The sequence below is a fragment of the Pseudomonas helleri genome, from assembly GCF_045830615.1.
Classification (GTDB): Bacteria; Pseudomonadota; Gammaproteobacteria; order Pseudomonadales; family Pseudomonadaceae; genus Aquipseudomonas; species Aquipseudomonas helleri.
On record NZ_CP174501.1, the window covers coordinates 2,932,958 to 2,957,518 of the forward strand.

Consider the following 24,561-nt stretch of genomic DNA (forward strand, 5'->3'; position numbering starts at 1 on the left):
CGCCCGCCAGGCTTAAAAGTCATAGTCGATGCTGGCGGTCAGCGTGCGCCCGGCACCCGGTACGCCATACAGCTGGAAACCATCCAGCGAGGCGCCGATACGGCTGAAATAAAAGGTGTTGAACAGGTTGTCGACGTTGAGGTTGACCGTGGTCTGGCGGTTGACCTTGTACTGCGCCGCTACGTAGTGCACCCAGTAGCCCGGCGCCTTTTCTTTGTCGCGGGTGTAGATCGGCAGCACCCCGGACGGGCCATCGGCGTTGCTGCTGTTGTTGTTCAGGCCGCCCACGTATTTGTTGTCTGTGTAACGGCGACGCCCGACATAGTTGGCACCGTAGCTGAAGCTCAGGTCGTCGGTGAAGGCATAGGTGGTCCACAGATTGGCGGTCAGGTCGGGAACGTTCTTGGCCTCTTCACCTTTGTTGACGCCCTTGGTTTGATCGCTTTTAAGCGCCGAGAAACCACTGTAGGCCGTCCAGCGCTCGGTAATGTTGCCTTGCAGGCCCAACTCGACGCCATCGACCCGTTTGGCAGGCAGTGCGCGCACCGGCGAAGCATCACCTTCGGTGTATTCCCAGGAGTTTTCCAGCTCGGTACGGAAAATCGCCGCCGTCACGCTGATGCCTTTATCCAGCAAATCCCACTTGGTGCCGAGTTCATAGGTTTTCGATTGGGCGGGTTTGTAGCTGCTGGTGCTCGCCGCGCCATAGATCTGATTGTTGGTCGAGGCACCCACCGCCGAAGGCTGCGCCGATTGGCTGTAAGACGCGTAAATAGTGCCGTTTGGCCGGGGTTTGAAGACCACACCGGCACGGCCGCTCCAGGCGCCCGAGGTGTCTTTGATGTCCGCCTGGCCACTCTGGGTGGTTTCGGCAGTCCAGTGGTCGTAGCGCAGCGAGCCCATCACTTGCCACCACTGATTGAGGGTCAGGGTGTCGGCCGCGTACAGCCCGGCGTTGTCGATACTGGAGCGCGGTTCGTTAAAGCCTTTGGTGGTGTAAACCGTATCAAAGCTGTGTTGCGGGTCGCCCATGTCGAACGTCATGTTCGCCGCCGGAACCTTGGCATTGCGGTGCAGGCCGCCGTAGGTTTCGTGGTACAGATCCAGGCCGGTGACGGCCTTGTGGCTGATGGAGCCGGTGTCGAAGGCAAAGCTGAGGTCGGTCTGGTTGTCGAGGATGGTGTAGCGCTTGGACAGGCCGAAATCGCTGCCGCGCAACACGCCATTGGCGGTGCTGCCGTTGTTGGTGTAATCGGTGTACACCTTGACCCCGTTGACCGTCGACACAGGGCCCACGCCGACATAACCCAGGGTGGCGCAACGGCTGCCGGTGCAGGTCTTGGATCCATCCGGGTTGGCGGAGAAAAACCGTGCCGGGGACAAGACCGCAAAGTTGTCAGTCTGCTGCCAGCGCACCTGGTTGGTCAGCAAGGCGCCGTTGTCAAAGTCATGTTCCAGCTTCCCGGTCAGCGAGGTGGTCTCGGTCTGTTGAGTGTACAAACTGGAGTCGCCGTACCAATTGTTGCGTTTAACACCGGGCATACGTTTGCCATCGGTGCCGCGCAAAATCGGCAAGCCGCCGTCAGGGGTGTTGTCATCCTTTTGATAGAAGAAATCGAGGTAAGCACGGGTCGGTGTCGACAACCCCAAGGCCAGTGAGGTGGCAATGCCCCAGCGGTCGTAATCGACGTCATCACGGTCGGCCACCTGGCTTTCATGCTTCATCAAGTTGATGCGCACGGCGCTGGTGTCGGTCAGTTCCTGGTTGATGTCGGCGGTCACCCGACGGTAACCGTCGGTGCCCACACCGGCAGAGATGCGGTTGGCATCACCCAAATGAGCTTCCTTGCTCACCAGGTTGACGCTGCCGCCCACTGCCGAAATGCCCGACTCAATCGCGCCGGTGCCTTTAAAGACTTCAGCCTGTTGCAGGTTAAAGGTGTCATTGCGACTCGACATGCCCGCATCACGCACGCCATCGACTGTCAGGCTTTGCTCGGACGAAAACCCGCGTATAGAAAACAGGTCGCCCCAGCCCAGGTTGCCCTCCCCTGACATAAAGGTGATGCCCGGTACGTTGCGCAGAATGTCTTGCAGGCTCTGCGCGTTTTGTTCCTTGAGCACTTGCTGGGGCACGATGGTGATACTTTGCGGGGCGTCCAGCAGCGGCGTCATGACTTTGCGCGAGGACACTTCGTCCACCTTGAACGGTGAATCGTAGCTACCCTGAACACTCAAGGCAGGCAAGGTCAGGGCGGCGTCAGCTTGCTCGGCAGCACGGGTTGGCACGCTGAAGACTCCGAGCGCCATCACTCCGATAAAGGGCGCCAATGTCCCGTTCAAGGCATAAGGGGTATTGCGAACAACAGCCGCATCGGGTGACGATGGCATCGGACCTTCCTTAATTACAATGACTCGCATTTAGATTCGCCATTCTAAAGAGGGTCATTGCCGGCAATTGTTCGACTTTGTATTGGTGACGCATGAAAATCGCCGCCACAACATTTCATTACATTTCGCTGGCCTCGCCATCGCAAAATCCGCTATTGCACATCTTTCCCAAGGCCCAGACGAGTTCACATGTCCAAGCTAGATCACGTATTAATCGTCGATGACGACCCCGAAATCCGCCAACTGCTGGCCGACTACCTGCGCGATGCCGGCTATCAGACGTCAACGGCTTGTGACGGCAAGGAGATGCACCGCCGCCTAGAGATGAACGTCATTGACCTGATCGTGCTCGACCTGATGCTGCCCGGCGAAGACGGCCTTAGCCTGTGCCGCACGTTACGGGTGACCTCCAACATCCCGGTGATCATGCTCACCGCACGCGGCAGCCTGATCGACCGCATTGTGGGGCTGGAAATTGGCGCGGATGATTACCTGCCCAAGCCGTTCGATCCGCGCGAATTGCTGGTGCGGATCAAGGTGGTCTTGCGCCGGGCGCAGAGCTTTCCGGAGCGGGCACGGGTCGACGAAGCGCCGTATGTGAACTTCGACGGCTGGCGCCTCGACACCCGCGCGCGTCAAGTACTGTCCCCCGAAGGGCTGGTGATCAGCCTCGGCAACTCCGACTACCGTGTGCTGCGCTTATTGTTGCAGCACCCTAACCGCCCGCTGAGCCGGGATTTTTTGCTTAATCATGTGTTCGAGAAAGACAGCACGCCCTTCGACCGCTCGATTGATGTGTGCGTCAGCCGCCTGCGCCAGCAACTGACTCCCGAGCTGATCAAAACCGTGCGCAACGAAGGCTACATGCTGACCTCAAGCAAGGTGACCCACGAATCATGAAGCTGATACCGCGCACGCTTTATGGGCGACTGGTGATCATTCTGGTGGCCGGCATGCTCGGCGCCCAGGTGGCCACCAGCAGCATCTGGTATGACGTGCGTCACAGCCAGGTGCTGGAGATCCCGACCCGGCTGATTGCCAGCCGCCTGGCCGATATCGTGCGGGTGTCAGCGTTCAGCCCCGAGAACACCGCCCAGTTGCTCAGCAACTTGAACACACCTGACTTTCAGTTGACCGAGCACGATGCGCCCCTCCCCGTCAGCGCGAGGCTGTCGACTCAGGATCAGGCGACGCAAGACCTGCTGAAAAATCTGATCAATGAAAAAACCGGCACCCGCACGCCCCTGAGGTTGCTTAACCTGACCTTGCTTGATCAGCAAGGCCTTAAAGCCGGGGTCGACGCCTTGTTCGGCTCCAGCCCGGTCGCCGGGCAGTTTTCCATTGAGCTGCAACTGCCCGATGGGCGCTGGCTGCAGGTGCAGGCCAAGGAAGATCAAGGCTGGACTAGCCTGTCCCCTGCCGATGTGATGCTCGACTACTTTTGGCGTATCTACCTGGTGCGCATCATCGTGCTGGTTATCATCGCCCTGTTTGCCGTGCGCCTGGCCATTCGGCCATTAAACCAACTGGCTCAGGCCGCCCAGGCGCTGGGCAACGATATCCGCCGCAAGCCACTGGAAGTCGAAGGGCCGGTGGAAGTCCGCCGCGCCGCCGAGGCCTTCAACCTGATGCAACAGCGTCTGCTGCAGAGCCTGGCCGAGCGCACACGTTTTTTGGCGGCGGTGTCCCATGATCTGCGCTCGCCAATTACCCGCCTGCGCCTGCGCACCGAAATGCTTGATGACGAGCAACAAAAGCAGCGCTTTCGCAAAGACCTGACCGACATGGAGGGGTTAGTGTCGACCACGCTGGAGTTTGTCAGCAGTGGTGAGATCAACGAAGCCCGGCAGAACATCGACATCAACGCCTTGTTGCAGAGCTTGCAGGCTGACCTGCAAGACATTGGCGAGCACATCACCCTGACAGGCCGCGCCAGACACCCGGTGTCGGGTTATGCCCGCAGCCTCAAGCGGTGTGTGCAAAACTTGCTGGAAAATGCCGTGCGCTACGCCCGTGACGTGCAGGTGATCGTCGATGAGCAACCAGAGCATTTAGTCATTACCGTGCGCGACAGCGGCCCCGGTATTGCGCCTGAGCAACTGACACAAGTGCTGGAGCCCTTTTACCGACTCGACACTTCGCGCAACAGCAGCACCGGCGGCTACGGCCTGGGTTTGAGCATTGCCCAGACCGTAGCAACGGCCCATGGCGGCACGTTGGTGCTGCGTAACCGCCCCGAAGGCGGGCTGGATGCCGTATTGACGTTAAAGATCTGTAGTCGCTGACGAGCGGAGCGAGGCTGCGATCGAGGACGCAGTCGTCGTAAATCCGGGCAATGCGGTGTCTCAGGCATACCGTGTCATGGGATTTTACGGCTGCTGCGCAACCGATCGCAGCCTCGCTTCGCTCCTCAGCGACTACAAGCCACAGACGGCAGGCAGTTGTTCGTGTAACCGAGCAAACTGCTTGCTAATGGATTTCACCAACGCTGCATCTGCCACCGGGTCCAGCCCCGGATAGGCTTTGCCGTTGTAGAGGCCGCTGTAGGTCAGCACGTCTTCAATGTTCCCCGACGCGTCATACACGCTGCGGATCAACTGGCTTTCCGGGTCTTTGCTGTCGGCGCAATACACTGCGTAATGCAAGGCCAGGGCGCTGCCAAACTCCAGGGCGCTGCTGTCAATGCCATGCTTTTTGGCCAGGTCAATGCTGCGAAAAATGCGTTCGTTGCGCTGCAATTTGCGCAGTGGGTCACGTCCAACGCGGGCACACGGGTCTTTGAACGAGGTGTTGCAGCGTTCCAGAAAGGTTTTCGAAAAATCTGCCACCGCCTCGGCCATCTGCGGGTACTCAGCTACCAGCGCCGGGCCAACCTCTTGGTGAATCAAGCGTTCAGCCAGGGCGCTGACCCGCGCATCGCCCATGCCCTGCCCCAACACGTTGTAACCCAGCACACTGGCATACCAGGCAATGATCGCGTGCGGGCCGTTCCACAGCAGGTTTTTCATGACCTGGGTCTGGCTGATGTCTTCCACGGTTTTGATCTGACGCAAACGCTCCAGCAAGTTGCTGCTGCGCTCTGCATACAGCGGCATGTCCGACTCGCTGTTAAACAAAATCAGGTGCAACTGGCTGAGGGCGTTGCTCGACTGAGCAAAGGGCCGAAAACGTGCGATCAAACGCTCGTACTCAGGCGCAGGCACTTTGGGTGAAGCTTTACGGGGCAATGGCTGCTCATCCAGGCTGTTCTGGAAAATCTTCGATTTGATACGCAATTGCCGCACCAGTGCATCGTTGGAGATTTTCGAGACAATGCGACTGACCACCGTTTCTGCAAAATGGGTGTTATCAAGAATTTTTTGCGCAATCTCCGGCGACACCAGTTGGGCCAGTTGGGTTTTCACGTGACGCCTTACAAAATCGGCCCCGCCCACTTTATTCAATACCGTCAAAATCGTCAGTTCACGCCCGCGTCGCTCATAGCGGCGGATCAATCCCTTGGCAATCACGTGCGCCTGATTGCGAATGGCCGTTTCGGGCAGGCTCAGCCCGATGATTTCCGCCACGTCGTACATGCGGATCACCGCTTCGGCGTCGTCCAGGTCGATCATGGTCAGGTTATCGATGGTCTGGTCGAATGACGTCGCGCCATAGCGCACGCTGTAGCGGCCAAATGCCTGGATGGTGTCGCGCAACATCCGCGAGCGGGTCGCGGCAATGATTTCACACGGCCGGGTATAGCCATCCCAGTGAGAGAAAATTTGCGTCAGGTAGCCGCCGCCCATGGCGCCAAAACCATGAATCCCGACGCTGAACTGGTTGAACGCCTGCGGGAAGCTCTCGGTCAGCTCCGGCGTGCCCAAGTCGGGCATGCAGTCGTTCAAGTCAGCCAAGAACTCATGCATGTTCTGGTAGGCCTTTAAAGCGCCCGCCTTGACCTCGGGCGCGGGGGCTTTGATGTCTTCGATGAGAATCGGCTGGCCTTCAGCGCGAATGGCCGAGAGCAAACCATTTTCGGAGTCTTCGAGCATCAGACAATGCGGCGCCAGGCAATTCAGCGCACTGGCTGCGGTCAGAAAAATCTCTGGATGTGGCTTGCCCTGAGTCACTTCGTCACCGCACACCGTGACATCGAAATACTTCAAGACATTAGCGTTGATCAGGTATTCCTCGGCAATCGCACGCCGACTGGAAGTGGCAACGGCCATGGTCAGGCCGTACTTGCGCAAGCGTTCCAGCACTTCGAGCAAGCCGTCCTTGATCGGCACGCCATGGTCACGCACATAGGCCAGTTCCAGCTCATCCGCGCGCTTGCGCACTTGGGCATAGGGGAAGTCTTCGCCATGATTGGCCTTGGCCAGCGCTTCGGCCTTTTTCGCGCTCAAGCCTAATGACCCAATAAGGGTTTCTTCACTCAGCGGCGTGCCGTGAAGCTCAACGGCAGCTTGCTTGAGGGTTTTGAAACGCAGGCGTTCGGTGTCAAACATGGTGCCATCCATATCAAAGATGGCGCTCAAGATTCTCTTGCCCTGGAAATAGATCATGGGGGTGTCGTTCCTTGTACTGCGAGCGCTTGGCCGCCTGTTTCTGGATGGCCAGCAAAGCGCTGATGGAGACCTGAAACCACTGTCCAGTAGACGCAGCAGGTCAACAATGAAAGGTTCAGATAAAAAGCCGGGCAGCCGTACTCGCCGTTAAAAACGTGCGGTAAACGCGCCGGTTGGGCGAACGATCAGAAAAAATCAGGCGGAGGGATGTAACAGTGGCGCCAGTTGGCGCTGCTACCTGAAAAGCAGGGTTTGAGGTGGGGTAAAGCGAGATTTGCCAGGAGGCGGGAGAGACACCCTGCGGTTGCGCGAACGCAGCCTTTTAGATGAGGCCCACATTGCGCAATCAGGGTGGCGAAATGTGAGCCGAACTGGCGATGGATACGTGTGCTTCCGTCCATAAGTGTTTGTCATTTCCTGTAAAACTATTGAATACCTTTTTAGCTATAACGCAGGTGAGCGCTCTAAATCAAGGTTTGATTCGCAGATGAACCCACCGTAGTCGCTGCCGCGGCTGGCCAGTAATGCATGGGTGTTGGTTGACAACTGTTGCAAACTCAATTGGTAGTCTGCCGTTTTAGTTGAGGTGCAAAAACCAATCTGGTCCGGCGCCACTACCCGATAGCCCGCGTCGCTCAAGGCTTTGATGCTGTCACCCCAAGTCAGGCAAGCAAAACGCCTTTATCTGTAACAAGAAGCGATATCTCCTAGCCTGCAAAGGGCCCGGTCTGGCTGTTTACACCTGAGTGCCTTGATAGCTTCGAAACGGCCAAAGGATTGTCCATTTGGCCCTTAGGAGCAGCCTCGCTATGCCCGATTCCCTCCCACTGCTGCATTCGTTAATCGATTCTCCAGCGCCACCCGCTGAAGGCAGGCTTAACTTCAAACAGACTATGGCAGCGCTCAAACTGCATTCTGTCTTCGACATCATTCGCTTATCCAGAACTGAATTTATCGAACAAGTGGTTCAACACTGCGATGACAACGCCGCAGAGGCTTACGATCACGCCTGCGGTTACGCCGCACAGTTGGAGTTCCTGCACCGGGAGCAACTGGTAAGGCCCAAGCGAAGCCTTGGCAGTGAAACAGCTGCCGGGCCGACCTATGCGGCCTTATTTGAAGAAAGCTGGAATACGTTCTGCGATGCATCTTCAATCGCTGCGCTCGACTCGCCTGCGGCTTATTTGCGGGCTTTGTATCTGTTTGCGCAACAGGTCGAGAAAACCGGTAAAGGCACCGGCAGGCGCATTACCCTCGCCATACGAAGACCCGCCCTCAAAGACATGGTAATAGACAACCAGAGCCTCTCCAGGAAGCTGCCTCTGTTGACCATCGTCAATGAAACCTTAACCGAGCATTTGCACATCCACCTGGCCCAAAACACCGATAGGTACAAAAAAAAATCGGTTAATGAAGTATTGGCAATAACGCGCTATCCCTTCGAGTTGCCCTTTGATCTTGCGCATCAACAGTGTCTGCTGGGCTTGAACGCAAACAAACCCGGACTGGGTGAACTGAATTATCGCTTAAGCCTGAGCTTGCCTCTCGGCGAAATGGCCACAAACACCTATGGCGTAATCCATCATCAGGCTTACGAAGCTCAACGGTTAATGTCAGGTCTAAGCCCTGAGCAGCAAACCCTGTTAACCGAGCCGTTTTGGACAGAGAGTCAATCGGCTTTCACGGCCCACTATGGCAGCGATGAACCTGCTCTCAAAAAGCTTGCTCATTTCATGCAGCAAACAGGGCTGACATCAGCACAGGCGGATGAACTGCTGGCGCGAGGCAAGTACCTGCCCCGATCGTCTAAAATTGGACTGCCCACCCACTTGGACACAGATCTGGCCAGCCTCCATGGTGTTTGTTACATCAATGGCACTGAACTCGATTCAACCAAGCGGTTAAACCTTAAAACTGACCGCAACGGTCAGGTTGAACTGCTCAATACTTCTGCCGAGCGATTTGATCGCCTGCAGCGCATGATCCGCTTGCAGCGCTGGCTACAAGAGCCTTTCGCACAACTGGATACCCTGATGTACAGCGCCATGCGCTGCGAAGGCGGGCCGGACCCGGCTTTTGCGATTAATGACAACAGCCTGCGTGTGTTGGGGGTGTTCCGTTACTTGAAACGTCGCTACGGCCTGCAGGCTGAAGAATTTTCAGCGCTGCTGTACCGCTTGCCTGTTCATGCGGTGGGCAACAGCGATTCACTGTTTGATCGCCTCTTCAACAGGGGGCAATTAAACGAGCAGTCTCTGCAACTCGATGACAGTACGCTGAACCTGAACGCGACAGACATCGCTACCCAGACTGCCCTGTATCAGATTTGTACGGCACTTGGCCTGAACCATACGGCCGAGTCCCTGGGTTTTGTGGCCGAGCGCACACAACAGATCAATGGACACCTCAAAAAAGACCTGTCCACGCTTTCTTCCTTCTACCGACAATCACGGATTGCCAGCCTGTTCGGGCTTTCAGTCATGGAGTGCGCCCATCTGGCCAATATGCTGGGATCCGCAAATACGTCCGATCAATGGGTCAAACCCAGTTTGCGCGCCTCTGGCCAAAGCTCACCAGCAGACTTTCTTGATGTGCTCATGCAAATGGACTGGGCAGTCAATTGGCTGAAGCGTAACGGCAGCAGTGTGCAGCAATTGCGCCATCAGTTGATTTTAAGCCACACACCACAAAGCTCGCTCGTCACCGAGCAGTTAAAAAAACTCGGTGAGTTACTTGAGGACTTTCAGGCGCGACTGATCCCCCAGGCAGAAATCGATGCACTCAACCTGCCCGAGCCCAAGGCTAAACTCAAGACCAGGGCAAATTTCAACCCCGAATCCAAAGTGGCACCTATCTCGCTTTCATGGCGTAACTTGATTGCTATTGGGTTGGTGAGAGCCCAGCCGCAGTTAGCGCAAAAAACCGATTTGGAGTCACTAAAACGTGCCGTTTTCTATGTCATTTCTGATCAAGTTGAACTCCATGCTGATACTGATACCGACCAACATCTAAAAGCCCAAGTTATACAAAACCTTGAACCCAAATTGCTCGCGGCCTACACACGTTTACAACCCGTGGCCGAGCACATTACGCGGTTGTTCAAAGACTCTTCACACGCATCTGACACGAGTCAGTTACTAAACCTGCGCTTCAAACATGTCGCTCGCCACATGGTCAATGCGCTCGGGCGGCCAAGAACACCCTACGGGCTCAAATACCTGCTGCTCTTACTCCCCGATGCGGATAGCACTTTGCAACTACCTCTGACGCGGGAAGCCTTGCAAGTGTTTTTGCTGAATCCGCACTGGCTGGACACTCACAACGCCCCTCATTCAATGCTCAAGCTGACCCTGAGCACCCTGTACCTGCTCCAGCAATTCAAACACTGCATCAACACCTATGGGGTAACGCAAGACGTCCTGCTGAGTTACTTCCATTCCTCGAACACCGACCACGCAAAAAGTGATTCCACATTACTGGCTGCGCACTGCAACAAATTGCTGGGGGCAATTTTTAACTGGGACTCCGCTGAGATTGAGGCCTTGGTCAATCATTTGCCGACCAAACGAGTGCGTTCCATGCAGGAGTTGGAGTGGCTGATGCGCGGGCATGACACCGCCAAAATCACCGGGCTATCCAGCAAAGTGCTGCTTAAGGCTACGGATTTACACGCACAAATTGCCAACGCTGATTGGGAGCTGGTCGGCAAGGCCGTCATTGCGGCGCAAAAACCATAACGTTTTTCTTACCGAACTGTTCAAGGAATGACCATGTCTCACACGCTCAATCAGCAACTCAATGAAAAACTGCGAGATGCGCAACTTGCGCTTTACTTAACCCATGCTGTGCCGCATGACCCGGCGCTACAAGCACTTGGGCTGGCCCAGACACTCAAAACCGCCGATGATCTTTACGCCTACTGGCTGCTGGATGTGCTAGTCAGCCAGGCGGTACCGACCAGCCGGGTGGCGTGCGTCATTGCCAGCCTGCAGCAATATATCAATGGCATTTCACTGGGCCTGGAACCCGGCTATGAAAACGTTGGCATGTCGCCAGCGCAACTTGCAACCTGGCAGGACACCCTGCACAACTACTCGACCTGGCACGCCAACCAGCAACTGCGGTATTTCCCCTCTACTTTTTTAAACCCGGAACTACGTAATAACAAGACTGAAAATTTTCAGCAACTTGAAAATGACATAAATCAAAATCGAATTCAATCCAGCACTATTTTATCGGCGGTACAAAGTTATCTGGGCAGGTTTGAAGATATTGCCAGCCTGACGACGCTTAACGGCTATATTGATGGCGAAATCAATATAGCCGCAAATGAAGAAATCAATATCAAAAATAATGAATCTGTCAAAAAAAACATAGCCAGCAGCGTGTATTACTTTGTGGGCAAGTCCAGAGCAGAAAAAACTTATTATTGGCGATCTCTAAACATGGCCAAACGAGCCATGCATCCATCCGAAGACGGCACAAGTACTGGAAAAAAAGACACACCCGAAGCCTCTGCCTGGTCGGACTGGCAAAAAATTCCGCTACCGGCATCAGACAATATTCCGGATCGCAGTGTGCGCCCGGTTTTTTTCAACAATCGTCTATTCATTATTTGGGCACAGGTGATAAAACCCACACCTTCATTCAGTGAAACCGACCCGCTTTCAGACTTCAAACATGACGAAGACGAGCAACAGTACAAAGCCCGCTCCGAAGCATTTCTTAAAACTCGGCTTTCAAAGATCAGCCTAAACTTTATCTATCAGAAATACGATGGCAGTTGGAGCCTGCCACAAATCTGCATTGATGAATACAACACGTTAAAAGTTAGTCCGGATGGCATTAATGCCGCTACCACGACTATTGCCACGTTGGACTCATCAACTCGCCCCCCCTCTCTATTTTTGGGCTTGCACATTGAAACTGTCAGCAACAACACCCACGAAACAACCACAGAATTGACCCAGGGTTTTTACCAAGCCGCAAGACTCGACCTGCAGTTCGGCATCAAGCCACTGTATTCAGTTGGAACACTACGGGACTTTATTGCCACCCCAACAAACGCCCGACTGGCCAAACAATATGGAGCGATTTTTGCTGTCCACAACAAATTCAACTTTAATTTTCACGCGCCCTCCAGTCGAGCCGTAGAAGTTGAGCACTTCACAAACATGTCCGACCACACTGACTTAGCCCAATGGAACTTCGAGGACAAACAAAAGCATATAAACAATATTTCAAATACTGATGGATTACGGTTTAATACAACCACCAGCGCGCTTGAAGTTAAGTCCACCCTTGCGGATGACTTCCCAAAACGTCAGAGGCTTAATTTTAAATCCAACAACGGCCCCAATAAGGTATGGCTTGATCTGACAGTAAACTTGAACGTTACCGACCAACCCAAACTGCTCTTGCAACCAGGTTCCTCGATCACCTTTACACAACAGACGTTCGCCATTAAAGATGTACAAGACATCATCATCATTAATACCAGAAACCTCCAGAAGACTTCACTCTTCTCCGTTTCTCAAGAGATAGAAAGCCACGTCAACCTCCCCGACAAAAACAATAAAATAACGTTTGACTTGAAAGACCTAGAGGTAGACAAAGACATCTTCAGTCAACTGCACATTTCCAATTCCGAATCGTATTCTATCAGCGTCGTGATCAAATCCGATGACAAAGAAGACCCTGTAAAACATTTAACCTTTGATAATTTGACAACCACTGCGTTTAACCGCACCTACAAACACATCATCATTATCCCTCTAGATAAACAAACACCTACTCCGAAAAAAATACTTCGCTCAAACACTCTGATTATTGGTGAAGACTATGATGAACCGCGCCACTTTCTGAAAGGCACCTCGCTAGAACTAAAATCCGGACAATCAATTACCTCCCAAGTGCAACTCGACGCTGATTCACTGCGCCCGTATGCTGAAAAAAACGTGCAATCGGCGCTTAGATCCGAGCAGACTGAATTCACCCTTCTGCATGGCGTCGCTATTCTTGAGGTAGAAACCAGGTACTCACAACCCTACCTACTGGGTTATGCACTCAAGACGCTGACAGTCACCCTGGACAAAAATGCCAAAGCCATTATTCCACGGGCTCCTAAAGTCAAGCGCATTGCGTCAAATATCAATAGCACCACCGAATGCATGGACTTCAGCGGCTCATTCATTGAACACAGTGACTCCCTACATCAAAAAGAACTCCGTGAACCTATTCGCCTGAATACCGGTTTTGCCGAAACGCTGACAAAAGCGGCTACTATCAGCCTCGAAGCGCTCTTCTCATTACCCCCCAATTCATGGTTCGAAGCTCCATTAACAGAAGATCGCCGATTGCAGCCTCTTGACTTTCATGGCGCCCATGGCAAGTACTATTGGGAGCTTTTTTTGTATCTGCCCTGGCTGATCGCCTATCGGCTGAATATGGAGCAGCGTTATGCAGAGGCTCAGAAGTGGCTGCATTACCTTTTCAACCCTGGGTGCAAAGATGACAGTAACGATGATACGTCCGGTTTCTGGCGACTTAAACTCCTGACAAGCACCATCACAGAACCCAGTTATGCTCGCGACAACCCCTATGACCCCAATCAGATTGCTTTAAGTGCGCCTGTTCATTTTCGCCAGGCCTTGTACCAGTTGTACCTGGACATTCTGATCAATCGTGGCGATGCGGCTTATCGACAAATGACCGCCGACAGCCTGGCAGAAGCCAAGCTCTGGTATGTACGCGCCAAACGTCTGCTCGGGCCACGTCCGGCCTTCACATCCATTGACCCGTGGGCAAGCATCAGCCTTGAAAAGCTTAGCGCTGAATCGTCCGATGAGCTGCGAAAACTGGAAGCGCATGTCAGCCAGAGAGATGTGGTTTCAGCGCTTCCTAGTCGTAGCCCCGCTCGCGACAATCTCTTGCCATTGACCGCAGACACGCCTTATTTGCGCAGACCTCTGAATCCGGGCCTGACTGCACGGTGGGACAAAATAGACAGTCGATTGCATAACCTGCGCCACCATCTCGACCTCGCAGGTAAACCGTTGCAACTCTCTTTGTTTGCCACCCCGTTGTCACCTCATGATCTGCTGTCGAGAGCTGATCGAGGCGGCAATAATCAGGTGACAGCCTTGCATGCGCAACAATTCCAAGCTGGCCATTATCGCTTCCAGGTGATGCATGCGCAGGCCATGCTGGCTGTCGATAACCTGATTCAATTTGGAAACACCTTGCTGTCGTTACTCGAGCGAAAAGAGCAGACAGAACAGATCGCGCAGCAATATGCACACGCTTGGGACCTGAGCGCAGTGGCTGTAGAACAGCAGGCTCAAGCACTGCTTGTTGATGAAAAAAATCAATCGGCCTTGCGCGCCGGTCGCAGGGTCGTCGAAGCCCGCACAAAGTACTTCGAGAAACAATTGCTGGAAGGTATCAACCCGGGTGAAACCCGGGCCACTCAGGAATATCAGGAAAGTGCAAAGGTGGAAATCGGCGCCTATGCCGCACAGGCGGCTGCCGGTATCGCCATGTTACTGCCCAATATTTTCGGCACTTCCAATGGAGGTATGCGATTCGAAGGCGCTGCGCAGGCTGTACAAGCAACACTTCAGAGTGAAGCACATATAAAACGCTCCAGCGCATTCCACCTTGAACGCACCGAGCAGTTCAACCGCCGCAACCAGGAATGGAGTTACGCACTGGAGCAAGCCCAGCTTGAGCTCAGTCAAATTGATGCCCAGCTTGAAACTTATGCCGAACAAACCCGAGTCTCGCGTTTACAACTTCGACACACTGAAACGGCGCTGATACAGGCCAAAGCGACTTACGAAACACTCAGCAAACGCTTCTGCAGCGTTCAACTTTATCAGTGGCTCAACAACCAACTGTCGACGTTTTACTTCCAGGCCTATGACATGGCTCATTCACTGTGCTTGGCCGCTCAAGCATGCTGGCAATTTGAGCAGGCTGACTATACCCGAACCTTTATTCAGAACACCCTGTGGAACAACCAATACCGGGGCCTGGCAGCGGGCGAATCGCTTAAGCTCAATCTGCTGCAAATGAGCACTGCCTACCTGCAGCACAACCAGCGGGCACTGGAAATCAGTAAAACCATTTCACTGCGCCAACTGCACCGCAAAGACAACGATGCGACGCTGAATCAAGAGTGGAGCGCACTTAAGACTGATCTGCTGGTGAACGGCACCGTAGACTTTGAACTCACTCAAGCACTGTTTGATGCTGACTATCCAGGGCACTATCTGCGCCGAATCAAAAGCATCAGTGTGTCGCTTCCTGCAACGTTGGGGCCTTATGAGAACATCAGGGCCACCCTGACCCAGACTTACAACAAAATCCAGTTCTCCGAAGCGCCCGACAGCATCAAGGAAAACCTGCACGTACATGAAGAAATAGCCCTCTCTACCGGCCTGAATGACAACGGCCTGTTTACTCTGAATTTCGATCACGATGAGCGCTACTTACCCTTCGAATACACCGGTGCGGTGTCTCGCTGGCAACTGGCATTTCCCAACCCTATAGATCAGGCCATCCTGCTGGGGTCATTGACCGACATCATTGTTCACGTGCGCTACACCGCAAAAAACTTGGGAGGCAGAGCATGACCGGCCAACCTGGCAATAATGAGGTGCTCACCCCTGCTCTGCCCAAGGGCGGGGGTGCCATCCAGAGCATCGGTACCGGTTGGGGCGCTGTTGGCATGACCGGGCAGGCATCGTTTGACATACCGCTGCCGTTGTCACCCGGTCGCGCTTTCGCCCCATCATTGAGCCTCAGTTACCGCAGCACGCTAGGCAATGGCCCTTTCGGCATGGGCTGGAGTTTATCGGTCGGGGCCATTGTTCGTAATACCCTCAAGGGCGTACCGTCCTACACCGAGCAGGATGGTTTTGTAAGCGCTGGCGGTGAGGAAATGTTCGCCCAACGCACCGCACAAGGGGCGCTCATCTCCAGCACCGTCAGTGAGTACAACGGTGTAGAACTCAGCGCGCCACACACTGTGGTGCGTTATTTTCCGCGTATCGAAAGCACTTTTGACCGCATAGAACATTGGTCGACCAGCGAAGACACGTCGGGTTTCTGGTTGGTACAGAGTGGCGATGGAAACATCCATTTTTTTGGCAAAACCCAAGCGGCGCGCTGTGCAGATCCCGATGCGCCCGAGCATGTCGCGCAATGGCTGCTTGAAGAAAGTCTGAGCCCCCACGGCGAACATATTTACTACGACTACAAAAGCGACACGGCCGCCCAAGACGCCAGCCAACCCCATGACTATCGCGCGCAGCGTTATCTGGTACGTGTTTGCTATGCCAATCTCAAGGCACTGAAGAATCTCGTGCTGTGGAATAGCCATGCTCCGACAGACATACAGTGGCACTTTGAGCTGGTACTGGACTATGGAGAACGAGCAATCGGGCTGACCGAAAAGCCCACTTACACTGAACAGAATCCCTGGTTACAGCGTCAGGATCCGTTCTTCAATTACACCTACGGCTTTGAGCTCGGCACGCAAAGGTTGTGTCAGCAAATCTTGATGTTCCATTACTTTCCTGACGAGCCGGAAATGGGGCCGGCTCCAGTGCTGGTCCGGCGCCTGGTGTTGCAATACCAGTTCACTGAAACGGGCGGAAACTTGCTGCATATCGTGCAAAACCAGGCCTACGACGCATCCGACAGCACGGGTAAATGGCCGCCGCTGAGGTTGAGGTACAGCGCCTTTGTGCTGAAAACCGAGCCTGAAAACTACCGGCCTTTCGACGCTTTGCAGGTGCCCCTCAGTCAGACAGGCTATCAGCTAGTGGATTTATACAACGATGGCCTGCCGGGGGTGCTCAGTCGCTCAGACCATAACTGGACTTACCGGGAACCGCTCAGAGCATCGCCGTCCGAGGGCAAGGACGCGGTGAGCTATGGCCCGGCGCACGTTTTACCTCGTGTGCCTGTTGCGGACTCGAGCCAACCCACCCTGCAAGCACTGAGCGATCTGAACGGCGATGGCCAGCTGGATTGGGTGCTCGCACAGCCCGGCATGAGCGGCTTTTTCACCCTCAATGGCGACAGAAGCTGGTCAGGTTTTACCCCGTTTGCAGCACTGCCCCAAGAGTTTTTTCACCCCGCGGGCCAACTGGCCGATTTGATGGGTAATGGTATCCAGGACCTTGCCCTGATCGGTAGCCAAAGTGTTCGACTGTATATCAATCAGGGCACCTCGGGGTTTACCGCACCGCAGCAGATAGACCATGAGCCCGACACCGACGCACTGCCACAACCCGGTAACTCAGCCAGCGAACTGGTCGCGTTCAGTGATGTGCTGGGCAGTGGTCAGCAGCACCTGATCCGTATTCGCCACGACCAGATCACCTGCTGGCCAAACCTGGGACGCGGTCGCTTCGGTAAAAGTTTTGTGTTCGCCAACCTGCCTTTCAGTTACACAGCGTTCGATCCTTCGCGGGTTCTGCTGGCTGACCTGGATGGATCCGGGGCGGTCGATCTGTTGTATGTAGAAACCGATCACGTGCTGATTTTCATGAACCGTTTTGGTAATGGTCTGCAATCGTCACCCACCCTTTTAAAGTGGCCTGAAGGCGTACGTCATGACCGCTTTTGCCAAGTCAGTACTGCCGATTTGCAGGGCATTGGTTGCTCCAGCCTGGTGTTGACTACGACGCATCCCACCCTCCGTCATTGGCGCTATGATTTTGTCACTCATAAGCCCTACCTGCTAACCGGCGCCACCAACAATATGGGTGCGACGGCAACCCTGAACTATCGCAGTAGCGCTCAGGAATGGCTGGATGAAAAACAAGAACGTCAGGCAGCCAACAAACCCCTGGTCAGCGGTTTGCCATTCCCGCTGCATCTGGTCAGCCAGCAGCAGCAACAAGACTTGATCAGCGGCAACCGGATGATCCAGCAGTTCCAGTACCGGGAAGGGTTTTATGACAGTCGGGAACGTTCGTTTCAGGGATACGGTTTATTGCTTGAAACTGACACGCCCACCCTGCTCGGCGAACCTTCAGGTACCGAACACAGCGATGCACTGCTGCGCAAATCATGGTTTCACACCGGCAAACACATCGATATGCCACTCACTGATTACTACGACAAGGACAAAAACGTCGAGGCTCCAGGCTTAACGTTGCTCAGTCGTCTGGAGACCGACAGCCTTCAAGATACATTGGTCACCACTCGCTCGGACTCGATGGTCCTGGAGATGAAAAAGGCCCTCAGCGGCTCGGCGCTGCGCGAGGAGATCTACGCCGCCAACGATCCAGCGGAATCCGCTGTGCCCTACTCCGTCAACCAGCAACGCTACATGGTCCGCATGCTGGAGCCCTCAGGGTGCATGTTGCTGGCGATTGAGTCGATTGCCCGACGCTATGAGCGCGAACCGCTTGATCCGGCCTGCAGCCATACCCTTAACCTGCGTGTAGACGCTTACGGCAGCCTGGAACATGGCGTAGCGATCAATTACGCGCGGCGTAAACTCCCGACCGACATGCCGCCGTTCACCGACACACATCTGCAAACATGGTGGCGCGATACCCACGATTCAGCGCAACAAGCCTACTACCTGACAGAAGCCCGCGCCCAGGCCATTCACTTGGTCGAGCCTCAATGCTGGCGCCTGGGCTTGCCCTATCGTCAGCGCAGCAACGCATTAGTGTTACCTAAAGGCAAAGGCGCAAACACCCTGGACGACGGGCGCATCAGCTACGAACACTTCATTTCGGACACCGCTGACAGCCCTCTAGGCGTCAATGCCGAGCGCGTGCTGGCGGGTATGTCCGAGCACTATTACTGCCTTGCTCAAAGTTCTACCCCCCTGCCTGCAGGCCAGGCCTCTATTCAGGCGCTGGAGCATCACAGTGAACACGCGGAACTGGATGAACAGGCATTAGCCGTGTATGACGACGTACCACGCATGCCCGGAGCCGAACCTTTCGACCTGGAAAAGGCGCTGACCGAGGCCCACTACACCCCTATGACCCCGTTTCTGCCAGACCCGGAGCCAGACCTGTCTGAAAAACCCGCCAAAACCGCGTTATGGGCAATCAAACAAGGCTTTGCGATCTATAGCGGTCTTGCCGGTTTTTACCGGGCCAATCATTTTCGCGCCACAGAAGACCATGGGGTCACGGTGGTTGAACATGATCGCTACCACTGTCTGGTCACCTCGGTTAAAACCCCGGATGGCTGCACAACCCAGGCTAAACATGACTATCGCTGCCTGCTGCCAATAAAGATCACCGACCCGCAAAACAACGTGCAAGAGGCCCGCTATAACGCATTTGGTCAGTTGCTGGTCTCCAGTTTCTACGGCGAAGAAGACGGTAAGCCCGTGGGGTTTGACCCCTTGGATAAATATGCCCGCCCCAAAGATGACAGCCCGAAAGCCGCCATTGCCGATCCAGGCAGCGCTTTGCAGAAAGCTGCCAGTGCCTGTTTCTACCAACCCTTCAGTTGGATGAACAACCGTGAGCCCGTGCATGTTGCGGTGCTGCAGGCCGACCGCTACCCCACCAGTGCGGACAGTGCTGAGCTGATCATCCGTATCAGCCTGGCGTGCAGCGACGGGTTCGGCCGGGTTCTGCAAAACAAACAACTGACCGTGCCAGGGCCTGCTTATCAAATCGACAAGAACGGTGCTCTGACACTGGACAGCAGCGACAAACCGGTAAGCAGTCACAGCGACAAACGTTGGCGAGTCAGCGGCCGGGTCGAATACAACAACAAAGGTCAGGCTATCCGTCAGTACCAACCGTACTTTGCTGATCAGTACCGCTACCTGAATGACGTGTCACTGCGCGCAAACGGCTACTGTGACCAACTCTTCTACGACCCACTGGGGCGCGTAATCAAGACTCTGCATGCCAACGGTGATTTCACCCGCCAGACCTATTGCACCTGGTACACCATCAGCGAAGACGAAAACGATACGTACGAGCCAGATTCAAACAGTTAGGTGAGTTCCCGTCGTACTGGGTGGGTGAGCCACCAGTACGACGGTCATGCAGCCCGCGTGTCAGCGGATTATACCGCTCGGTTCATTAGCGCCGATGGGGATCGCGGACACCGACTGCCCGGTAAGTACGGCCACCTGTGTGCTCAAGCATCAGCCGTACAGCGCCTCGCCTGGTTGATCCCGGATGACCATGTAAATCTGCAGACCACAGTCTGTCAGCATGACGATGCCAGTTAACCGCTGCAAAACGCCCCTCTTGCAAATGACCCAGGGTAATACCAATGCTTCGTCCTGCAGCGCCCTCCATTAAATGCGTTATCTGTGACTCGTCAATAATGAAGCGGGGCTCAGACGCTGCGCCCGCTTGCGAAGTGCTTTCACCGGAGGGCGCTGGCTGCTGTCTATTACCCAGTTTTTTTCTGGCCAGATGAGTAGCCGCTTGAGTTTCAAACTGGCTGACACTGCCCTGAGCGGATGAGGGGCGAGATGCTGGTGTCTCTGAAGTGCTTTCACGCTGCGAATCTCGAAGCTGAATACTCCTGAAGCCCAACTGTCTGATTTCCCTTGGCGTGGGCTCACGCGTGCTACTTATCAACTTTAGCTGTTGACCTGCCCGAGCAGGCCCAGTGTAGGCATAGATGTTTTCGTTGGCCGCAGGGCTGAAAACAATGGCAAGCCCTTCTCCTTGATATCCCTGACGATGGCTATAGATGAAATTAACCAGCCTGTTTGTTTCTTCTCTGCTCAATCCCCTGCGCTTTGAAGTTTCCAGAATGACATGGGCGACCAACTGAGCGTATCCCTCCTCCCCTGAACCCATGGATTGCAATTGTTCTGCTGCGACACTCGTGCGCCAACTCATTAAACCCAGACCAACACCCGCCGCCGCGCCGGTCATCGCGCCCTCTCGTGGATAGCCTGCTGCCCAGCCCAAGGCATACCCGACAAGAGCCAGTGCGCCTGTAATTATTATTCTTGCTATAGAACGAACAAGCGTTTGGTTGGGTGCCAGCCCCATAGCGTCAGTGAGGGTGACAGGGTTATTGCCAACCATTGCATACAGGTTAAGGCTGTCTACATCGCCTGCGGGGTCAGCACTGATCCAGCGCATCAGCCAGGGTGCGTAATACCGGTAGCCGTAATAGTAAAGCCCGGTTGCATCACGTTCTTTACCCGAGTAACGCACCGTCTTGAACCTGGCCTCGACCTGACTTTTGGCAGCCCACCAGGCTGTACCGCCAAACGGGTAATAGCCTTCCTGGCTCAGCAAGGCCGCCTGCTCGTCGAGTTCGAGGGTACTGCTGGCTGTCGCGTCCACAAGGCTGAAACGCAGTTGCTCGTCTGCAACCTCCGCAGGGCGTTGGTGTTCCCACACCAACGCCCTGACGCGTGCGAATCCGGCCTCAATCGACAGCACATTGAACGACTCGCCTGTGGCGTCATTACTGTGCAACTCAAGGCCTGGCAAATAGCGCACTTGCTCAACGTGCTGGCGGTTTTTAGCCAGGCTTGAGCGCCTCTTGAATACCCGCAGGCCTGCACCATCATAGCCATAGGTTTCGTCGTCACTGCTCCCCTGCTCACGAACCACTTGCGTGACCCGCTGCAGTTGGTTGCGCGCATTCCAGCTCATGGCCTGGCCGCGCATGAGCAATTGCTGGTTGCCGTTTTTATCAAAACCCTTGAGCGGATCAGCGTGCGAATCGAAACCATTGAGTACGCCGTGATTACTGTGCGCGGCGGTGTTGATGCGCTGGGTGTACCCCTGGCCGCTGGACGGCACGTGCTGCATCTGCACAAGATTGCCGCCCTCGTTGTACTGATAGTGGCGGGTGTAGTTACGCATCAGGCTGCTATCGGTTGAACCAAACTGCACCAGGGCCGGTAACGCCGGACCGCTCGCATGTTGCGCATTTTCGCGACCTGTCGCCTTGATCAACTGGTATAACGTGTCGTATTCAAAGCTGGCGGTGGCGTCGATTTTCGTATTGCTGGCCCACGTCGTGGGTTGCGCCGCATCACGGATACTGAGCACATTACCGACGCGGTCATAGGTGTAGGTCAGATCTTGCAAAATGACCTGGGTACTCCCCGGCTTGCGCGCTGTCAGCCTTAGCAAACGCCCATCGTGGGGCCTGTAGGTGGCTAGGGTCTGCACATTGTTGCCCGCACGCTCTGACCCAACCTGGCCCTGTGCGTTATAGGTGCGCAAGTCGAACAACCGCTTGCGCGTGCCGCTGCTGAACACCAATGAGGCCCCGGTAAGCTCGCCCTCAGGCCCGTATAACAATTGCTGGCAATTACCCTTGGCATCCGTTTGCTCCACAAGACCACCCAACGCATCGTAGCGCCACGCACTGGTATGACACTCAGTCTCCAGTTGCGCCTTGCGCACATCGAGCTGCGCAGACCAGTCAAGGGTCTCCTCTGCCCGTAAAAACAGGCGGCCTTGTTGGGCAATGGCTCCCGATAACGCGTATTGCTCGTACAACACGCTACCGGCAGGATCATCGTGACGAATCAGTCGGCCACATTGATTGCGCGCTGAATGTTGGGGGTTCATCGCGGCGTACTCCAACCGCTCGGTGCAACGCTCGCGCGTGTCATCGTCGGCCTGTTCATACACGGCAACCGGCCTGAGAACAGAGTCAAATTCATAACGCTGCAGTGAGCCACGTGCATCCCAGACCGATAACAACTGACCCGCAATACCGCTCAATGCAATACGCCACCCGGCATCGATGCTGTGGCTGCGCAAGACGCGCCCGCTCAAACTGTGCCGAAGGCGCTGATTGGCTTGCACCGCAGGGTCTGTCTTATGCAGGCGGTGCAGACGCGCATCCCACTGCTGTTGCAACTGGCCGCCGGCGCTGAACGTTTGTCTATGCACGCGCGCTTGGGGCTCATCCTGGGCTCGGGCACGGTGATAAGCCACCGCGCGCAGGGTTAAACCTCTGGGATCAAAGGCTGTCAATGACGGTGTGTGCTGATGTAACGAAGACATAAGAAACGACCTGTTTTACACAATGATTCAAAAAGCGTAGTGATCAGGTCATGTGCCAAGGTGGTCGTACAGGCAGCTTTATGTGTCCAAATGATTACGGTGTTATTGGCTACTGAGCAACGGCCAAATGCACCGTGTTAGAGCCCTGCTGGCCTACAGCGAGCAATCCTCATTCCGGTCATGCAACGGACTTTCACCTTGTTCAAATACGAATTTAATTGATAGCTCACTCATAAAACGCGCAGGCTAGAGGGCTTGGATAAGCTTTGTATCATTCTGAATGATATTAACCTTCGCTGGGTTCGATTCGTGCCCCGGCGCGCGCGACAGCATTATCCCGCCCATCTCAATAGATTGGCGGACTCCCCCTCATGGAACAGTCACTGAAACATTTGCGCTTCCCACTCGCGGCCCTGGCGATCGTGGTGATGAGTGCATGCGGTAAAACTCCACAAGCGACTGCTCCTGCACCTGCTGCAAAAGTCAGTGTGGCCAAAGTGCTAGAGCAACCCGTGAACGAGTGGGACGAGTTCACCGGTCGCCTCGAAGCACCCGAAACCGTTGAAATCCGCCCGCGTGTGTCGGGCCAAATTGATCAGGTCGCCTTTACTGAAGGTGCCCTGGTCAAAAAAGGCGATCTGTTGTTCCAGATCGACCCGCGCCCTTTCCAGGCGGCTGTCCGTCAACTTGAAGCAGAACTCCAGCAAGCTCGCGCCAATGCCACCCGCAGTGAAAACGAAGCCCAGCGCGGCGAGCGTCTGCGTCAGAGCAACGCGATTTCCGCTGAATTGGCTGACTCGCGCAGCACCGCCTCCCAAGCTGCGCGGGCTGCCGTCGCTGCTATCCAGGCGCAACTGGATCTGGCCAAACTCAACCTGAGCTTTACCCGCGTCACCTCGCCGATCACTGGCCGTGTCAGCCGTGCCGACATCACCGCCGGCAACATCGTCACAGCGGATGTCACGCCGCTGACCAGTGTGGTGTCGACCGACAAGGTGTATGCCTACTTCGATGCTGATGAGCGTGTGTTCCTCAAGTACAACCAGTTGGCACGCGATGGCAAGCGTGGCCAGACCACGCCGGTTTATCTTGGGCTGTCCAACGAAGAGGGCAACCCGCACTTGGGTCAGATGAACTTCGTCGACAACCAGGTCAACCCTAAAACCGGCACCATTCGCGGTCGCGCGGTGTTCGACAACACTGATGGCAGCTTCACCCCGGGCCTGTATGCGCGCCTCAAACTGGTCGGTAGCGGCACCTACGAAGCCGTGCTGATCAATGACGAAGCGGTCGGCACCGACCTGGGCAAGAAGTTTGTATTGGTGATGGACGGCAATAACAACACCGCCTACCGGGCCATTGACCTGGGGCCAAAAATCGAAGGCCTGCGCATTGTCCGCAGCGGCCTGAACAAAGACGACACCATCATCGTCAAGGGCCTGCAACGGGTTCGTCCTGGCTCGCCGGTGACCCCTGAAGTCATCCCGATGGCCAATGAACAAACCCTCGCCGCACTGGCGCAACAACGACACGCCCTGGAAGCCAGCAACCTGTTACCTGCAACGCCCGCAACCCCTGCGGCGAAGCTGGCCAGCGTTGCGACTCCTCGCGGTTAAGGGACG

At 55.2% G+C, this 24,561-nt stretch carries 9 protein-coding genes and 1 pseudogene; 6 read left to right on the forward strand and 4 right to left on the reverse strand.

Annotated features, from left to right (window positions below):
• Positions 1-12: 12 nt before the first annotated feature.
• Positions 13-2,391 carry a TonB-dependent siderophore receptor gene (locus ACJJU9_RS13085; RefSeq protein WP_314915280.1) on the reverse strand — a complete coding sequence of 793 codons (2,379 nt, stop codon included), beginning with the start codon at positions 2,389-2,391 and terminating at the stop codon, positions 13-15.
• A 189-nt stretch (positions 2,392-2,580) separates the two neighbouring features.
• Between ACJJU9_RS13085 and ACJJU9_RS13090 the strand changes: the two genes are divergently transcribed.
• Positions 2,581-3,291 (forward strand): response regulator, encoded by a 711-nt coding sequence (locus tag ACJJU9_RS13090; RefSeq protein WP_407728671.1) that lies wholly within the window; start codon positions 2,581-2,583, stop codon positions 3,289-3,291.
• Positions 3,288-4,676, forward strand: coding sequence for an ATP-binding protein (locus ACJJU9_RS13095; protein ID WP_407728672.1), 1,389 nt, complete (start codon positions 3,288-3,290; stop codon positions 4,674-4,676). Before ACJJU9_RS13090 ends, ACJJU9_RS13095 begins: the two co-directional genes overlap by 4 nt.
• Before the next feature lie 132 nt (positions 4,677-4,808).
• On the opposite strand, the gene mtlD is transcribed toward ACJJU9_RS13095, so the two are convergent.
• Together mtlD and ACJJU9_RS13105 are read right to left on the reverse strand one after the other, a co-directional pair.
• A complete protein-coding gene (gene mtlD / locus ACJJU9_RS13100; RefSeq protein ID WP_407728673.1) occupies positions 4,809-6,935 on the reverse strand; it encodes a bifunctional mannitol-1-phosphate dehydrogenase/phosphatase in 2,127 nt (708 codons plus the stop codon).
• A gap of 504 nt (positions 6,936-7,439) precedes the next feature.
• A pseudogene (locus tag ACJJU9_RS13105) lies at positions 7,440-7,607 on the reverse strand (alpha/beta hydrolase); the annotation flags it as partial.
• 140 nt (positions 7,608-7,747) lie between these two features.
• Between ACJJU9_RS13105 and ACJJU9_RS13110 the strand changes: the two are divergent.
• The 3 genes from ACJJU9_RS13110 to ACJJU9_RS13120 are packed head-to-tail and all read left to right on the forward strand — an operon-like array spanning position 7,748 to position 19,935.
• A complete protein-coding gene (locus ACJJU9_RS13110) occupies positions 7,748-10,675 on the forward strand; it encodes a Tc toxin subunit A (RefSeq protein WP_407728674.1) in 2,928 nt (975 codons plus the stop codon).
• Between the two features lie 33 nt (positions 10,676-10,708).
• Positions 10,709-15,574 carry a neuraminidase-like domain-containing protein gene (locus ACJJU9_RS13115; RefSeq protein WP_407728675.1) on the forward strand — a complete coding sequence of 1,622 codons (4,866 nt, stop codon included), beginning with the start codon at positions 10,709-10,711 and terminating at the stop codon, positions 15,572-15,574.
• Complete coding sequence (locus ACJJU9_RS13120; protein WP_407728676.1) at positions 15,571-19,935, forward strand: SpvB/TcaC N-terminal domain-containing protein; 4,365 nt, start codon at positions 15,571-15,573, stop codon at positions 19,933-19,935. Before ACJJU9_RS13115 ends, ACJJU9_RS13120 begins: the two co-directional genes overlap by 4 nt.
• Positions 19,936-20,020: 85 nt before the next feature.
• On the opposite strand, the gene ACJJU9_RS13125 is transcribed toward ACJJU9_RS13120, so the two are convergent.
• Complete coding sequence (locus ACJJU9_RS13125; RefSeq protein ID WP_407728677.1) at positions 20,021-22,693, reverse strand: RHS repeat-associated core domain-containing protein; 2,673 nt, start codon at positions 22,691-22,693, stop codon at positions 20,021-20,023.
• A 617-nt stretch (positions 22,694-23,310) separates the two neighbouring features.
• On the opposite strand from ACJJU9_RS13125, the gene mexE reads away from it, so the two are divergent.
• Positions 23,311-24,555, forward strand: coding sequence for a multidrug efflux RND transporter periplasmic adaptor subunit MexE (mexE, locus tag ACJJU9_RS13130; protein ID WP_048389870.1), 1,245 nt, complete (start codon positions 23,311-23,313; stop codon positions 24,553-24,555).
• Positions 24,556-24,561: the final 6 nt, after the last annotated feature.

Coding starts and splice junctions, on each gene's coding strand:
- ACJJU9_RS13085 (WP_314915280.1), bottom strand. CDS start 2,391: ATGCCATCGTCACCCGATGCGGCTGTTGTTCGCAATACCCCTTATGCC.
- ACJJU9_RS13090 (WP_407728671.1), top strand. CDS start 2,581: ATGTCCAAGCTAGATCACGTATTAATCGTCGATGACGACCCCGAAATC.
- ACJJU9_RS13095 (WP_407728672.1), top strand. CDS start 3,288: ATGAAGCTGATACCGCGCACGCTTTATGGGCGACTGGTGATCATTCTG.
- mtlD (WP_407728673.1), bottom strand. CDS start 6,935: ATGATCTATTTCCAGGGCAAGAGAATCTTGAGCGCCATCTTTGATATG.
- ACJJU9_RS13110 (WP_407728674.1), top strand. CDS start 7,748: ATGCCCGATTCCCTCCCACTGCTGCATTCGTTAATCGATTCTCCAGCG.
- ACJJU9_RS13115 (WP_407728675.1), top strand. CDS start 10,709: ATGTCTCACACGCTCAATCAGCAACTCAATGAAAAACTGCGAGATGCG.
- ACJJU9_RS13120 (WP_407728676.1), top strand. CDS start 15,571: ATGACCGGCCAACCTGGCAATAATGAGGTGCTCACCCCTGCTCTGCCC.
- mexE (WP_048389870.1), top strand. CDS start 23,311: ATGGAACAGTCACTGAAACATTTGCGCTTCCCACTCGCGGCCCTGGCG.